The sequence below is a fragment of the Paenibacillus sp. NPDC093718 genome, from assembly GCF_050279985.1.
Taxonomy (GTDB): domain Bacteria; phylum Bacillota; class Bacilli; order Paenibacillales; family Paenibacillaceae; genus Paenibacillus_AQ.
The window spans coordinates 436947-449363 of the sequence record NZ_JBNNUS010000006.1 but is presented as its reverse complement, the minus strand read 5'-3'; the positions used below and the strand labels follow the sequence as shown (position 1 = coordinate 449363).

Here is a 12417-nt window from a genome sequence, read left to right as displayed (position 1 = left end):
TGCTAAATTACCGTTAGTATGGGAAATCTCTCTCCTTTCTACTCGGATTTACCATACTTTCTTTATCCGCCACATCAACAAGGAGGTTGTTAAAAATGAAAAGACGCCGTCCCCTAAGGGCGGCGTCAGTTTGAGCATGTCTTAAGAATAACGGGCTGCGAGCCGCTACTGCGCGATCTCGTTCCGTATGCTCTGCAATATTTTTTTCTCAAGTCGCGATACCTGTACTTGGGATATGCCCAGCCGGCTGGCAACTTCCGACTGCGTCTGATCCCGATAATACCGCAGATATACAATGAGCCGCTCCCGTTCGGTCAAGCCACCTATCGCTTCATTTAAGGCCAGCTTGTCGAACCATCGTTCCTGCGATTCATCAGCAATCTGATCCATTAGCGTGATGGGATCCCCGTCATTTTCAAATACGGTCTCATGAATCGAGGTTGGCGGTTTGTTCGCCTCTTGGGCAAACACCACTTCCTCGGGGGTTACCCCAAGCTCTTCGGCAACCTCTTTCACCGTTGGAAGGCGATCGAGCTGCTTGGACAGCTCGTCCCGCTTCTTCCTGACTTTGTTGGCCATTTCCTTAAGCGAACGGCTGACCTTCAAGGTCCCGTCGTCCCTTAAGAAGCGCTGAATTTCTCCGATGATCATCGGTACGGCATAGGTCGAGAACTTTACGTCATAACTGAGATCGAACTTGTCCACGGATTTAAGGAGACCGATACAGCCGATCTGAAACAGATCATCAGGCTCATACCCCCGGTTCATAAACCGCTGAACGACAGACCAGACAAGACGAATATTACAGTTGACGAGCGTGTCCCGGGCGACATTATCCCCGCTTTGGCTAAGTGCAATGAGTCGTTTGACCTCCGCGTCGTCCAAATAAGTCTGCGAAGTTTTCTTCACATCGGCATCCATTTGTCCAACCCCTAATTATATAAAGCTTTCTTAGATTCGATCCTCTTTTTCATTTTGATCGACGTACCGCTGCCTGGTTCGCTGACCACTTCAAATTCGTCCATGAAATTTTCCATGATGGTGAATCCCATGCCGGATCGCTCCAGCTCTGGCTTTGATGTATAAAGCGGCTGCTTGGCCATCTCCAAGTCTTCGATCCCATGGCCGGAATCTTCAATGCACAGCGTGATCATATCCCCGTCTATGGAGGCTTCAATCTTGACAACCCCATCCGGATCACTATCGTAACCGTGGATAATGCTGTTTGTGACCGCTTCGGAGACTACCGTTTTCAGGTCACTCAGCTCATCCATGTTGGGATCCATCTGGGAGATGAACGCAGCTACGGCGACACGGGCAAAGGATTCGTTTTCCGACTTTGCGGCAAACTGCAGAGTCATAAAATTATGCTGTGCTCTTCCTTCACTCATGACACTACCTCCAAACCCGAGAGTGCCGTGCTCTCGTTCTCATATATCGGCATGATCTTGAACAGCCCCGACATTTCAAGCAAGCGGTAAACCTGCGGCTTGACATCGCATACCGCCATCTTTCCGCCTTTTTGCTTGATGAATTTATAGCGTCCCAGGATGACCCCAAGTCCCGAGCTGTCCATAAAGTCCAAGTCCTTTAAGCTCAGCACCAAATGCTCTGTTTGACGTCTCTGAATAGCTTCATCCAGCTGCATCCGGACATGATCGGCCGTGTGATGATCCAGTTCCCCGGACAGACGGACGATCAGTACATGCCTGTGATGCTCCATATCAACATGCAGATTCATGTTTGCTCACTCTCCTCCCTGACATGAACAAAGATTTCTACATTTGAAAAAGACATTCCTGCATCCCGACAAAACTAGAAGAAAACTCCTATTAATCTACATGAAACAACTTGCCGGTTGTCCGTTTGAACAGTTTCCAGAATCCGGCCTTCTTCACCTCGACAGGAGATGTCAGCTCGAACTCCTTCACTACGCGATCACCTTGATACACCGTTAGCTTGCCGACGACTTGTCCGGCGGCTATCGGTGCCTTCAAATTCGGGTCCATCTGAATTTCATGACGGATATCCGGACTTTTTACGCCCTTCTTAACCAGCACGCTGTAATCTTTATCCGCTTGAATCGAGATCTCAGGCACGGTTCCCTTCTGGACCTTCACGATACCTAACACTTCACCCGGTTTATAGATGGAATGCATCGAATACTGGGAGAAGGCATAGTCAAACATGCGAGATACTTCATTATTCCGAGTCTTTGTATCCGGAGCTCCCATGACAACAGCAACAGCGCGCAGTCCGTCCCGTTTGGCCGTTGCCGATAAACAGAATTTGGCCTCTGACGTGTATCCGGTTTTCAATCCGTCAGCACCCGTGTAGAATCGAACCAGCTTGTTCGTGTTGACCAGCCAGAACGGTTTTTCTGAATCTTTACGTAAATAATCCTGATAGGCGCCCGTATATTTGGTGATCTGGTCATATTTCAGTAGCTCCCGGCTCATGACCGCAATGTCGTGGGCCGAAGTATAGTGATTCTCTGCAGGAAGTCCGTTGCAGTTCACAAAATGTGTATCCTTCATTCCCAGCTCGGCCGCTTTCTCGTTCATCAGCTTCACAAAGGCTTCCTCTGAGCCGGCAATTTTCTCTGCCACCGCGACGGAGGCATCATTGCCTGATGCCATGGCTATGCCTTTGAGCATCTCATCCACCGTCATTTCTTCGCCGGGCTCAAGAAAGATCTGCGACCCGCCCATGGAGGCCGCATATTCGCTGGTACGCACCTTATCCGTCCACTGCAATTGTCCTTCATCGATGGCCTCCATCGTAAGCAGCATCGTCATGATCTTGGTGATGCTCGCCGGAGGCAGCTTATCATGGCTGTTTTTCTCGTAAATAATGGTTCCGGTATCCGCATCCAGCAATATAGCAGAACGAGCACCTGGTGCCAGTTCCTCTTGAGATGATCCTTCGCCGGGTTTGCTTTTTTCTTCTGCATAACTTGGTACAGCCGCACTGGACAACCCTACAAATAGAACCAGCAATCCAGCGATTAACGCTTTTTTCACTTCCATCCCCTCCTGACATTCGTAATGGCATCCCGAAAAATAACGGGTCTGCTATTCATTGTCGTCAGGATGAAAACAAATTATTCCAGTATTTTACGGAAATATTATCGCCTTGATCTTAAAGGAACACAGCAAAAAGGCTGGACCCGGCAGATATAAATCCGCCGGAGCCCAGCCCCTTGCTAAAATGGGTTATTACATTTTTGGGATAATGGCCATGACAAGCGCAAGGAATTTCTCCCGGACCTTCTCAGCAGTCTCCATAACCTCGTCATGGGATAGCGGCTGATCCAATATTCCGGCTGCCATGTTGCTGATGCAAGAGATGCCCAGCACTTCAAGACCGGCATGTCTGGCCACAATGACCTCAGACACCGTGGACATGCCTACCGCATCCGCGCCGAGCGTACGCAGCATGACGATCTCGGCAGGCGTTTCATAGGTTGGTCCGAGCAAACCCGCATAGACCCCTTCTCTCAGCGCAATGCCCTGTCCCACCGCCACTTCTTTTGCCAATTGGCGAAGCTGACGGCTGTATGCCTGGGACATATCCGGGAACCGAACGCCAAGATCCGGATCATTTGGCCCGATTAACGGGTTGGTGCCTGTCATGTTCAGATGATCGGAGATCAGCATGAGGTCACCCGGCTCGAAGGACGTATTGATGCCGCCTGCCGCATTGGTAACCAGCAGACTCTTCACGCCCAGCTCTTTCATGACGCGCACCGGGAAAGCCGTCACTTCCGGACCATAGCCTTCATACATATGGAAACGGCCCTTCATCAGAACGACAGGTCGATCGTGAATCGTGCCCAGCAGCAGTTCTCCTTCATGGCCTTCTACGGTGGACACAGGAAAATGAGGAATGTCCGTGTACGGAATGGAGACCGGGTTCTCAATTAATTCTGCCAGCACGCCGAGTCCCGAACCCAAAATCAGGCCGACCTGGGGCTCGACGCCCTTCTGCTCGCGTATGTATGCCGCTGCTTCCTTAATGCTTTCCTGATGAATTGAACTCATATTCATACCTCTCCTAACTGAGAATAAGTTGTAGATCCTGGTGGAGCAGGTCCCACTAAGATCTCGGGTGAAAATGATCATATACTTCCTTCATGCTTTTCTTGGTGGATTGATACATGCCGGTAGTGGATAATGCCGAGTGACCCAGCATCTCCTGAACCGAACGCAAGTCGGCGCCGTTCTGCAGCAAATGAATGGCAAACGAATGGCGAAGGGTATGCGGCGTGATCTCCTCATCGATATCGGCCAGCTTGCCATACTTTTTAATAATTTTCCAAAATCCCTGCCGTGTCAAGCGCGTACCGAGTGAATTCAGGAATAATGCATCCTCATCCGCATCACGAATCAGCTTGTCCCGCATGTCTTGTATATAAACAGCCACGCTCTCGGCTGCGATCTGGGTAATTGGAAGAATTCGCTCCTTCCCTCCGGAAACGGCACAGCGCAGAAATCGCATCTCCATATTTATGTCATGCGTATTCAAATTTACCAATTCCGACACCTTAATACCTGAAGCATATAGCAGCTCCAGCATCGCTTTGTCCCGGGCCCCCTGAGGGGTGCCGGAATCCGGAGCCGACAGCAGCTTGTCTACCTGCTCAATGGTTAGCGACTTGGGCGGCTTCCGTTCCGGCTTCGGATTATCCAGCAGCTGGGTCGGATCTTGTCCTATAACGGCTTGACGCACCAAATATTGAAAAAAGGAACGCAAGGAAGCCGTGCAGCGAAGTTGGCTTGATGCCGCCTTGCCCTGCTGCCTCAGTCTTCCCATGTATAATCCAAGCATGGTTCGTGTAACTTCATGCGGATGGATAACGTCTCTTTCCTCTGCAAAGGCAATGAATCCTTGCAGGTCGGCCCGGTACGATTCAATCGTACTTCGGGACAGCCCTTTTTCCTCTTCCAGATAGATTACATATTCGTCCAGATATTGTTTCATAATCTTTTTTGCTCCTATTCCCGTGTGCCCTTTACAAGCACGATCACTCCCCATACCAGTAGTACAATCGCAGACGTTCCGCCGGCGAATATCGGGAGTCCATGGTGCTTTCAGGCTGAAAAGCCTTAACCGCTTGACCGGAAGGCGCTCGGTAAGGATCCACTGGGGTCAGCCAATCTCCAACCCATCCCAGCACGAAGTAAAAAAACATCGTCAGAACGGCAAACATCGTAATAAATCGGATCAGTGAGCCTATTTTTCGGATCGATATAATCACTGGCAGCGCCTCTCTTTCATCTTTGCATTGATCACCAAGTGAAAGTGGGTATTACAGGTTTACTTCACGTAAAGCCTATGATACAAGCTGCTGGATTATGACGGCTTTTTCTCTGATGTTCTTCAGTCATTGGGACTTGGCGGTTATTGGGGTAGAATAAAAAAAACGTCTTATCGACGTACATGGATGATGTAGAATGATAGATTGTCTTGCGTGAACGATACGAACTCGTGCATGTTCCATATATATTTTGGTTACCATCTAAAAAACCCTCCCGGCTTACCGCCGTAGAGGGCTTGCCGTGATGATCATCACTGCGGTTTGTTGAATGATATAAAATTATGATTTGTCCTGGTCATTCTTGCCCTTCTCTTTGCAACGGTAGCATATGCCATGGAAATCAAGCCGATGGTCATGAACGGTAAAGTTAAACTCTCGCTCTAACCGTTCTTCCAATGGACCGAGCCAATCCTCGCGTATCTCATCCATGCTTCCACATTGAGTACATATCAAATGATGATGGTGATGCTTCGAAGTATCCGTCCGCAAGTCATAACGGGCGACACCATCGCCAAAATTTATCTTCTCGACAACATGAAGCTCACTGAGCAGCTCTAGGGTACGGTACACGGTTGCCAGACCGATCTCCGGAGCCTTCTCTTTCACGAGCATAAATACATCCTCTGCGCTAAGGTGGTCGTCTTCATTTTCCAACAATACGCTTACCGTGGCTTCCCGTTGGGGCGTTAATTTGTATCCTTGGGATTGTAGCTGCTGCTTAATTTTGTCGATCCGCGCTTCCATCGTTTCCCTCCCCCTTGGAAATCACTGCACGTTATTGTTCACTTCCTTCATTATAGGGGGATTTGACAAACAAAGTCAAACGGTTTTGCTTAATGGAAAAATTCGCGGATTATAGCAACATCGGCGTGACCCAGCGCATCATGGCCGGGGTTACCCAGGTTTCAAAAGAAGCGACGCCGAGCGTTAACAGGACCATGAAAAAGGTCAGCATCGCATACGAAGCAAAGGGCTTTAACATGCTCCCGCCGCGATTCATAATAAACCGGTCCCTGATGATGTATAGAGAGAAGGTTATCGCCGCTACGCTGCACATCATGAGCACGGGGATGATGAACAAATTTTGCGGCGCAATCGACACCAAGGCGAACAGCAGGCCTTTCCAAGAATACTGTCCGACCAAGTAGCCGACCGTAAACCCAATAAGCACTCCTTTTAAGAAGTCCAATATCAATATTCCCGGAAGCCCGATAACGGACAATCCCAGAATCCATATCAAACCGATCCATTTCAGATGAAGGGCTGCGATGCTCCAGAAAGAAGACTGACTCATGGTTTCTCCACCGTCCTGCACATTTACAAAAAAGTGGTTTAAATATCGGGCCATCTCCTGCTGCTGCTCCAATGAAAGTGCATTGACCATCAACGCTCCAAACAGGACGCCAACTAAAAACAAGACGCCTACGAACACATAGAGCATGGTCTGATCCTTAAAGGCTTGGCGGAATGATTGCATAGAATAGAGTCTCCTTTCTGTGTCTCTACTCTACTCTATGACCATCACCCTTCTTGTATGACCTGCGATTGAAAGAGTTGATCGATTTAGCGGAGAACCTTCCCGTAAGAGCCTCCACCGCCATCCGACAAGGACAACGTCCCGTTCCTAGCCATCACAATGCTGGCAGCGAGCCCTTCTCCGGCAACAGCGGCAAGCTCCGCTTCCGTAGCCTGGTGAAGGATTTTCATTTCGGTGCCGAAAGCCCCCAGCAGCTTCGACATCGACGATTTGCCAAGGCCCGGGATGAACTCTAGCGGAACCTGATAGTGATATGCCGGCCGGCTTTGCGGTACCATGGGCTCTTTCCGGTCAGCGATGTTCAGAATCCGATCAAACACGCCCTGCACCAGCTTGGTGCTCCCGCAGTAAGGGCAGCGCACCAATTCATGAATATCGCTGCCCTCCTCCAGAATGCTGTCGCAGCCGCCGCAGTAAGTACGATGGTATTTTCCGAGTCTGGGATTAAGCCCGTAGTTCGCGCTGATTCTTCGACCGTTACTTGTTCCAAGAGCCTGGCGAAATTCGGTAAATGAAGGCTTCGCCATATCGATCCGGTTGTATTCCCTGCCGATTTTCCCAAGCGAATGCGCATCCGAATTGGTCAGAAAGGAGTAGGCGTCCAGTTCGCTTATCCGCCCTGCCATCGAGGAATCGGCACTGAGTCCAAGCTCTATTCCCGCAATCCCGTTCAGGTCCAGCACCTCGCTCATACGATCCGCCATGTTGCCGTACAGTCCCTTGTGAGGTGTAAAGACGTGTGCAGGTATCAGCAGCCCGCCGCGATCCAAAATCTCCTGCTGCAGCTCACGAGGGCTGACGTAGATCCGCTGCGAACTAAGCTGCACGTTCTTCATGTATTTTGCCATCCAGACAGAGAACTCCTGAATGGTGTTCAGGTCAGGGAAATAGGCCAGCACATGGGCTGCGCCACGGCCGCTTTCGCGAATTTCAATCTCGCTTCCAAGCAGGATCACCGTATCCTGATACGCGATTCCGCCTCCATCTATCTCCTGCATGACGCCGCTGTCCAAACATTGGAGTATATCGTGCTGTACCGAAGGAGAATGGCAATCGATGATACCGATCATTTGGATGCCTTTACGCTCCGAGGCCTCCACGGCTATATTCTCAAAGGTCAAATTGTTACTTGCGCTAATTTTCACAGCTTGTCCGCTGCTTGTGCGCCCAATATGAATGTGCATGTCGCAGTAATAGGACTGAAGCTTCTCCCCGGTTGACATGTTCTTTTCAGGCTGCAGCATATCAGATCTTTCCCGTCAGACTATACATATTCCAAGCATAAACAGCGAGAATGGTCTTCGCATCGCTGATTCTTTCTTCTTGTATGAGTGAATACGCCTCTTCCAGCGAGATTTCCATCATCTCTATAAATTCATCCTCATCCGGGTTCATGTCGCCGCTGACCAGATCCTCTGCCAAATATAAGTGAATGATCTCATCTGCAAATCCCGGGGAGGTATAAAAGGAATGCAGTTTGCGAATGGAACCGCACGAATAACCCGTTTCTTCCTGTAGTTCGCGCTTCGCCGCTTCCAGCGGATCTTCCCCCCGCTCCAGCTTGCCCGCAGGGATTTCAACCTCGCATCGCCCAAGCGGCTGACGAAATTGATTGACGGCCAACATTTTGTCGCCCTTTAAGGCAAGCACCGCTACTGCGCCGGGGTGTCTGACAACTTCACGTTTCGCGGTCCCTCCATTTGGCAGCTTCACCGTATCGACCTGCAGTGAAATAATCTTCCCTTCAAAAATCGATTGGGTAGACAGGGTGGTTTCTTCCAGCATTTTATCCGAGGCTTCTCGGTTCTTACTGCCGATATCGCTCACAAAATGACCTCCTTTGTTTAAAAACGGCATGACTGACCATGCTATTGCATAAGGTGTATTATATCAAAATTTACAAGAAAGAAGGAAGCTGCCCATGAAAAGCTACAAAGGGGATCATTCAGTACATATGGTAGGACAGGCCTGGCAGATACGGATCATGCTGAAACAGTGGCAACAGCAATGGGGCTCGGAAACGAAAATTATGGATATAATTTCTAAGTCTTCTAAAAATAATTACGAAAACAGACAGTGAAATTAGGTCTTACGACCTGATTTTCGACTTTTTTCTATTTTTTTCGAATACGGACCATGACCTTTACACCTATAAGGGTGTTATAACATTGGGAGGCTTCGACATGCGACATATACCTATTATTGAAACCGAACCAATTACTAATCCACCTTCAACTGAATATGAGCGCGGTAAGTGGTACAAAAGACGCGGGTATCTTGAGAAGGCGTTAAAGAGCTTCAAGGAAGCTGCGCAATCCGCCCCAACCGACAAGACGAGCTCGGGATGGAAGGAAGTTGATCTAAGCTGGCTCGAATACGGGTTATTGAGCATGCGGATGCGTTCCTTCGGCAAATCGGAGGAAGCTTTCAGAACCGTTGTACAGCATTCCGGTACCTACGTCCAAGAGGCTCTTAACCAGTGGGCTGCACTCCTGCACATACAGGGGATTTCAGACCACACGATTTGTGAACGGCTCCTGGACGAAACAAGGAGCTTTCCGGCTTCCAACATCATGGTTGGCAGATCACTATTCTACATCGGAGCGTATCCGGAAGCTGCCCATTGTTTTGCTAAACAGGGGAGTTTATATCCAGATACCTGTATCCAGTATGCAGCTTGCCTGATCATGACGGGTCAAGGATCTGAAGCCATGCAGCTCATCGATAGTTACCTACGCGATTCAACTCACCACCTGCGCGAGCTGCCTCGTCCGAGAACGTCTGAAGGGGCTCAGCTGGCCAGAATCAGGCAGCTCTGCGAGTGGAACATAAACCATTCGATCCCTGACCGATTTATCGCCATGTCGGATACGTTAGAATTAGCACACGCTGCCGTTTCGCTTAATATGATATCCATAGCCGAACATCTGCTTACCCATAGCGGCGAGCATGCTTATTATGCTCTGATCTGTTTTCTTTATGATGAAGGCTACAGAGGACTCGCAATTTCAAAATTAAACCAATTAGAAGCGCTGCCGCTTCAAGAGCAGGACAGCAATTGTATGAAAGTATGCTTTATAGCGGCAGAGCATTTATATGATCAAGGAAAATATGATGAGGCTGCATCCCTGTTCGAGCAGCTTAGAGTGACTTATCCCGGGCGTACAGAGATACGATTCGGCGAAGCTGCTTGTTATTTGCAGTCAGCCTTGATCTCCCTCTCTGCCCGCCTTGAGGAACAGTATTCCTCGGCAGTGGCGAGAAAAGAGATTGAACAATACCTAGACAACATCAATGCTGCATTGCATGTGGTCGAGAACTCGAACTGGCATACCGCTTGGTCGCCTGCCCAAAAAAGACGGGAGAACCACTCGCCCCTGGCAACCTTGAATTAATAGACAAATCTAAAAGCCCGCAGGGACGTAAAACGTCCGCCGCGGGCTTTATACACTTTCTTCATGTCTGATGATCGACTATGCCCTAGCCGTTTCCTGAATGATCCCGACAACGATTTGCGCCGCCTTGACCAAATCTGCTGCTTGAATGCGCTCCTGCGTCGTATGAATATCCTGATATCCAATCGCCAAATTGACGGTTGGAATTCCAAGACCGTTAAAAATGTTGGCGTCACTACCGCCTCCGGAGCGGAACGTGCGGGTGGGCAAGCCCAAACCGCCGATGGCACGCTGCGCAAGCTGAACGACCTCATCATGTTCATTAAAACTGAAAGCCGGGTAGACAATCTCGCTAATGAACTCACAATTGGCATTGTACTCCCGCACGGTAGTTTCGAGCGCCTCACGCATATCATTTACTTGCTTATCCACTTTCTCTTGAACGATACTGCGTGCTTCAGCATCAATCTGAACATGGTCACAGACGATGTTGGTTGCGCCTCCACCCTGGAACTTGCCGATATTTGCCGTGGTTTCTTTATCGATGCGTCCCAGCTTCATTTTGGCTATCGCTTTTGAAGCGACTTGAATGGCACTGATGCCATCCTCCGGATTTACTCCGGCGTGAGCCGATTTGCCCTTGATAATCATTTTGATTTTCGCTTGGGTCGGTGCGGCAACTGCAATGGATCCTAATTCCCCGTTGGAATCCAGGGCAAAGCCGAGATCCGCATCCAAATAATCAGGGTCAAGCGCCCGAGCTCCCACCAAACCCGATTCCTCACCTACCGTAATGACAAACTGGACTTGTCCGTGGGGTATGTTATTTTCCCGGATGACCCGAATACCTTCCAGCAGTGCCGCGATGCCCGCTTTGTCATCCGCCCCGAGGATAGTCGTTCCATCACTTCGAATCCAGCCATCATCACCCAAGGTCGGCTTAATGCCTTTACCGGGCGTTACGGTATCCATATGGCAGGTGAATAGCAGTTTAGGCGCTTGCGAGGCCGCCTCGTCCGCTTTCCAGGTAATAATCAGATTTCCTGCTCCGTGCCCTGTCTTCTCCTTGGCATCATCTTCGAAGACGTCAAAGCCAAGACCGGAAAATTTATGTTTGAGAACCTTGGAGATCTCTTCTTCATGCTTGGTTTCGCTATCGACCTGAACCAATTCCATAAACTCTTGGATGATACGCTCTTCTGAGATCACTGGACTTCCCTCTCTTTCGCAGATACGATACAATGTCTTTATATCTATTATCACAATGAAATGATGCTGCTGCATGTATGCTCATCATTAAACCTATTTCAAAGGAGTTACACAATGCAACGTAAAAAGTGGTTTCGAATTGTTATCTATCTCATGCTGATTGCCATGGTCGGATCAACGCTGCTGGTTATCCTGGAGCCATTGTTCCTTCGCTGACACCCTGCATTTACGAGCGCCTGCTGTCACAACCAACGAGCCTCATATGGAAATACCCGGGTGAAGAAAGGCACGATCTCCCGGGCTACTTCCTCTACTTCAAAAACCCGCCCCGTACAGTCTTCCAATGAAGTTACACCGTATTCCTGTATGCCGCATGGAATAATTCCCGCGAATCCCGCGTCTGCGATCCCGGATTTAATATTGAACGCAAAACCATGGCTCGTCACAAATCCGCGATGCCGGCGGGCTTTATTGAATTTAACGCCGATGGCGCAAATTTTCAAATCCCCTACCCATACCCCGGTGTACTCGGGTTTGCGGCCGGCTTCGATGTTGTATGATGCCAAGTAATCGATGATGACCTGCTCCACGTCGCGTAGAAAACCGTGCAGATTCAAATTCTTGCCGCCGTCCAGCAGCAACAGCGGATACCCGACAAGCTGTCCAGGACCATGATATGTAATGTCACCGCCACGATCTATTTCAAACAGGCCGATGCCCTGTTTTTCCAATTCCTCTTTGCTTAGGAGCAAGTGCTCCGGATGGCGCTGTGACCCCATGGTATAGGTCGGAGGATGCTGAAGAAGCATCAAGCATTCATGCTGCTCCCCCAGATCGATGGCGGAAACATGTTGTTTCTGAAGCTCCCAAGCCATGCCATAATCTACAACCGGCGTATACGATACATCTAACGGTTTATTCATGTGCTAACGCCTTCTTTCATAGGGTTCCCACTA

16 protein-coding genes are annotated in these 12417 nt (G+C 49.4%); 3 read left to right on the top strand and 13 right to left on the bottom strand.

Features of this window, described 5'->3' with window-relative positions; genetic code table 11:
- Positions 1 to 165: 165 nt before the first annotated feature.
- The 11 genes from sigF to ACQKPA_RS20390 form a co-directional block, all read right to left on the bottom strand.
- On the bottom strand, positions 166 to 921 hold the full coding sequence (gene sigF, locus ACQKPA_RS20440) for an RNA polymerase sporulation sigma factor SigF (RefSeq protein WP_006209412.1): 756 nt from the start codon (positions 919 to 921) through the stop codon (positions 166 to 168).
- Positions 922 to 932: 11 nt separating this feature from the next.
- Complete coding sequence (spoIIAB, locus tag ACQKPA_RS20435; RefSeq protein ID WP_427494320.1) at positions 933 to 1391, bottom strand: anti-sigma F factor; 459 nt, start codon at positions 1389 to 1391, stop codon at positions 933 to 935.
- Entirely contained in the window at positions 1388 to 1741 is a 354-nt protein-coding gene (gene spoIIAA / locus ACQKPA_RS20430) for an anti-sigma F factor antagonist (RefSeq protein ID WP_071223887.1), read from the bottom strand. Before spoIIAA ends, spoIIAB begins: the two co-directional genes overlap by 4 nt.
- Positions 1742 to 1832: 91 nt before the next feature.
- Positions 1833 to 3023, bottom strand: a complete 1191-nt coding sequence (locus ACQKPA_RS20425; protein WP_427494319.1) for a D-alanyl-D-alanine carboxypeptidase family protein — start codon at positions 3021 to 3023, stop codon at positions 1833 to 1835.
- Positions 3024 to 3218: 195 nt separating this feature from the next.
- Positions 3219 to 4043, bottom strand: a complete 825-nt coding sequence (locus ACQKPA_RS20420; RefSeq protein WP_427494318.1) for a purine-nucleoside phosphorylase — start codon at positions 4041 to 4043, stop codon at positions 3219 to 3221.
- 55 nt (positions 4044 to 4098) lie between these two features.
- Positions 4099 to 4983, bottom strand: a complete 885-nt coding sequence (gene xerD, locus ACQKPA_RS20415) for a site-specific tyrosine recombinase XerD (RefSeq protein ID WP_427494317.1) — start codon at positions 4981 to 4983, stop codon at positions 4099 to 4101.
- A 43-nt stretch (positions 4984 to 5026) separates the two neighbouring features.
- Positions 5027 to 5260: a YqzK family protein gene (locus ACQKPA_RS20410; RefSeq protein WP_100536268.1), complete on the bottom strand. Its 234-nt coding sequence runs from the start codon at positions 5258 to 5260 to the stop codon at positions 5027 to 5029.
- 339 nt (positions 5261 to 5599) lie between these two features.
- Positions 5600 to 6064 (bottom strand): Fur family transcriptional regulator, encoded by a 465-nt coding sequence (locus ACQKPA_RS20405; protein WP_006209405.1) that lies wholly within the window; start codon positions 6062 to 6064, stop codon positions 5600 to 5602.
- 109 nt (positions 6065 to 6173) lie between these two features.
- Complete coding sequence (gene spoIIM, locus ACQKPA_RS20400) at positions 6174 to 6797, bottom strand: stage II sporulation protein M (protein ID WP_427494316.1); 624 nt, start codon at positions 6795 to 6797, stop codon at positions 6174 to 6176.
- Positions 6798 to 6883: 86 nt separating this feature from the next.
- Positions 6884 to 8101: an endonuclease Q family protein gene (locus ACQKPA_RS20395; protein WP_427494315.1), complete on the bottom strand. Its 1218-nt coding sequence runs from the start codon at positions 8099 to 8101 to the stop codon at positions 6884 to 6886.
- Position 8102: 1 nt separating this feature from the next.
- Positions 8103 to 8642, bottom strand: coding sequence for an NUDIX domain-containing protein (locus ACQKPA_RS20390; RefSeq protein WP_427494377.1), 540 nt, complete (start codon positions 8640 to 8642; stop codon positions 8103 to 8105).
- A gap of 136 nt (positions 8643 to 8778) precedes the next feature.
- Here ACQKPA_RS20390 and mciZ point away from each other — a divergent pair, with 136 nt between their 5' ends.
- Together mciZ and ACQKPA_RS20380 are read left to right on the top strand one after the other, a co-directional pair.
- Positions 8779 to 8937 (top strand): Z-ring formation inhibitor MciZ, encoded by a 159-nt coding sequence (gene mciZ / locus ACQKPA_RS20385; RefSeq protein ID WP_427494314.1) that lies wholly within the window; start codon positions 8779 to 8781, stop codon positions 8935 to 8937.
- Positions 8938 to 9040: 103 nt separating this feature from the next.
- The gene (locus tag ACQKPA_RS20380; protein ID WP_427494313.1) at positions 9041 to 10252 is read left to right on the top strand and encodes a tetratricopeptide repeat protein; all 1212 of its coding nucleotides are present in this window, start codon (positions 9041 to 9043) and stop codon (positions 10250 to 10252) included.
- Between the two features lie 78 nt (positions 10253 to 10330).
- On the opposite strand, the gene ACQKPA_RS20375 is transcribed toward ACQKPA_RS20380, so the two are convergent.
- Positions 10331 to 11461: a tripeptidase T gene (locus tag ACQKPA_RS20375; protein ID WP_427494312.1), complete on the bottom strand. Its 1131-nt coding sequence runs from the start codon at positions 11459 to 11461 to the stop codon at positions 10331 to 10333.
- A 114-nt stretch (positions 11462 to 11575) separates the two neighbouring features.
- Between ACQKPA_RS20375 and prli42 the strand changes: the two genes are divergently transcribed.
- Positions 11576 to 11677, top strand: coding sequence for a stressosome-associated protein Prli42 (gene prli42 / locus ACQKPA_RS20370; RefSeq protein ID WP_015734477.1), 102 nt, complete (start codon positions 11576 to 11578; stop codon positions 11675 to 11677).
- Positions 11678 to 11703: 26 nt separating this feature from the next.
- Here the strand turns inward: prli42 and lipB are convergent, their stop codons facing one another.
- Positions 11704 to 12384 (bottom strand): lipoyl(octanoyl) transferase LipB, encoded by a 681-nt coding sequence (gene lipB, locus ACQKPA_RS20365; protein WP_427494311.1) that lies wholly within the window; start codon positions 12382 to 12384, stop codon positions 11704 to 11706.
- Positions 12385 to 12417 lie beyond the last annotated feature (33 nt).

What these genes read in the sequence shown, in the direction of transcription:
- spoIIAB (WP_427494320.1), bottom strand. Translation starts at nt 1,391, where the DNA reads ATGAGTGAAGGAAGAGCACAGCATAATTTTATGACTCTGCAGTTTGCC.
- spoIIM (WP_427494316.1), bottom strand. Translation starts at nt 6,797, where the DNA reads ATGCAATCATTCCGCCAAGCCTTTAAGGATCAGACCATGCTCTATGTG.
- sigF (WP_006209412.1), bottom strand. Translation starts at nt 921, where the DNA reads ATGGATGCCGATGTGAAGAAAACTTCGCAGACTTATTTGGACGACGCG.
- prli42 (WP_015734477.1), top strand. Translation starts at nt 11,576, where the DNA reads ATGCAACGTAAAAAGTGGTTTCGAATTGTTATCTATCTCATGCTGATT.
- ACQKPA_RS20390 (WP_427494377.1), bottom strand. Translation starts at nt 8,642, where the DNA reads ATGCTGGAAGAAACCACCCTGTCTACCCAATCGATTTTTGAAGGGAAG.
- lipB (WP_427494311.1), bottom strand. Translation starts at nt 12,384, where the DNA reads ATGAATAAACCGTTAGATGTATCGTATACGCCGGTTGTAGATTATGGC.
- xerD (WP_427494317.1), bottom strand. Translation starts at nt 4,983, where the DNA reads ATGAAACAATATCTGGACGAATATGTAATCTATCTGGAAGAGGAAAAA.
- ACQKPA_RS20420 (WP_427494318.1), bottom strand. Translation starts at nt 4,043, where the DNA reads ATGAGTTCAATTCATCAGGAAAGCATTAAGGAAGCAGCGGCATACATA.
- ACQKPA_RS20405 (WP_006209405.1), bottom strand. Translation starts at nt 6,064, where the DNA reads ATGGAAGCGCGGATCGACAAAATTAAGCAGCAGCTACAATCCCAAGGA.
- ACQKPA_RS20380 (WP_427494313.1), top strand. Translation starts at nt 9,041, where the DNA reads ATGCGACATATACCTATTATTGAAACCGAACCAATTACTAATCCACCT.
- spoIIAA (WP_071223887.1), bottom strand. Translation starts at nt 1,741, where the DNA reads ATGAATCTGCATGTTGATATGGAGCATCACAGGCATGTACTGATCGTC.
- ACQKPA_RS20395 (WP_427494315.1), bottom strand. Translation starts at nt 8,101, where the DNA reads ATGCTGCAGCCTGAAAAGAACATGTCAACCGGGGAGAAGCTTCAGTCC.
- mciZ (WP_427494314.1), top strand. Translation starts at nt 8,779, where the DNA reads ATGAAAAGCTACAAAGGGGATCATTCAGTACATATGGTAGGACAGGCC.